Below are 1649 nucleotides of genomic sequence, written 5' to 3'. Positions count from 1 at the left end.
GCTCCGGATCGTCTACCTCACCGACAAGGACGGAGTGAGCAAGGGCGGCTTCTATCCGGAAGGGATGAACGGCACGCTCAAAAGCACCTGAGCCAGTTGCGACGGGTGACGATTGGCCGCCGGAAACTGAGCGGCCTGATATCGGCTGCTCTCGGAGAAAGACCATGAATAATGATGATAATGGGAGCCACGGATCGTCAGCTTCGCCACAAGCGAACCTCGGCCCTTCTATGCGCCATGAGTGAATCCTCGCGCTGACGACATTGCTGTGGCTCGTCGGGTAGTACAACGCTACGCTGCCTTGGCCCTAGCCGACACAGCGCTCTTCGCAAAGTCGCGCACGACCTGGACGAATGCCTCCGGTTTTTCGAGGGGCATGAACTCGCCAGCTCCGCTGATGACCTTACCTGTCAAGGCCTCGGCACCAATTGCCTCGATCCCAGCAACATAGTCCTCGATTCCGCGGCCGTCCGCGTTGCCGCGCAGATAAAGCATGGGCGTCCTGATCCGCTTGTGCCGCATGTTCTTCTTGGCGTCCGCCTCGAACGCTCGATACCAGTCGAAGCCGGCCTTCAATGCCTCCGGTCGTTCATAGGCTTTGGTGAAGGCGGCTCGGTGTTTCTCCGTTACCGCCTCTTTCCTCCCGGCAAGGAAATTCGTGAAGAAGTCAAAATACTCCCGTTCGTGACCGGTAACCAGCACCTCGGGCAGCTCCGGTATGGCGTGGAAGGCGAAATGCCAGATATGCGGATTGCTGATCACCTTCGTCCAGGGTTCGCTGCCCGGCAAGACCGTGTGGGCTACCACCGCGCCGCGTATGCGCGCCCCATGTTCGCGGGCCGATCCAAAGGCAATCATGCCGCCGACATCAAACCCGGCGACCACGATGTCCTTGGCGCCAAGCTCTTCCGCAGCCGTGAGGACGATATCCGCGAGCACTGCCTTTTCGCCGGTTCGTGGAGCGCCGATAGACTCGCCGATGCCCGGCAGATCAGGGACAATTGCGTAGAAATCCGCCGCGAAGGCGTCGATCACAGTGTCGTAGACCCGACGATTGTGTGGCCAACCGTGTAGCAGCAGCAGTGCCGGATGCTGCGGATTGCCGGTCACGTCGGCGGCCAGAACCAAATCATCAAGTTTCAATATTTCGCTGCGCACCGGATGACACCTAGGGGATCTCACCTCAGTATCGCCGCCAGCCTTGGCAATCTTGCGTCGTCCGGTCCGATCTCAAGCTCGCCATGTGCCATAGGGAGCTGCAAAGCAAGATCCTGTCCCAGGGAGTGGTGTAGCTGACGGCTTGGTCGCCGCGCTCTCCGGCACGGGGCCGGGCTGATCAGCGTGCCACGGCTGGCAGGCTGATCAGAGGATCATCGCTCATTTGGCTGATGGTTTCCAGCGTCATGTATCTGGCGCGCTGCACAGCCCATTCGTCGTTCTGTTCGAGCAGGATCGCGCCAACCAGGCGGACGATGGCGTCATCATTTGGGAAGATGCCGACGACCTCGGTGCGCCGCTTGATCTCGCCGTTGAGGCGCTCGATCGGATTGGTAACCGGTATGATCATGACGGTGCCATCCGATCCCCGCTGGAGATGAGCGATTTTCGGCGTATGGTGCGACCATCCGGGACAGGGGCACCGGGAGCAC

At 60.4% G+C, this 1649-nt stretch carries 2 protein-coding genes and 1 pseudogene; 1 reads left to right on the top strand and 2 read right to left on the bottom strand.

Features of this window, described 5'->3' with window-relative positions; translation table 11 throughout:
* Positions 1–91 (top strand): annotated as a pseudogene (locus NKI29_RS33310) (ferritin-like domain-containing protein); the annotation flags it as partial.
* A gap of 200 nt (positions 92–291) precedes the next feature.
* Here NKI29_RS33310 and NKI29_RS33305 read toward each other — a convergent pair.
* Positions 292–1143 carry an alpha/beta fold hydrolase gene (locus NKI29_RS33305; RefSeq protein ID WP_352693757.1) on the bottom strand — a complete coding sequence of 284 codons (852 nt, stop codon included), beginning with the start codon at positions 1141–1143 and terminating at the stop codon, positions 292–294.
* 193 nt (positions 1144–1336) lie between these two features.
* Positions 1337–1649: transposase (locus tag NKI29_RS33300; protein ID WP_502896759.1), on the bottom strand; the 313-nt coding region annotated here is incomplete at its 5' end.

The organism is Mesorhizobium sp. M0678, from assembly GCF_040320505.1.
GTDB lineage: Bacteria > Pseudomonadota > Alphaproteobacteria > Rhizobiales > Rhizobiaceae > Mesorhizobium.
This window is presented reverse-complemented; position numbering and strand designations above follow the sequence as displayed.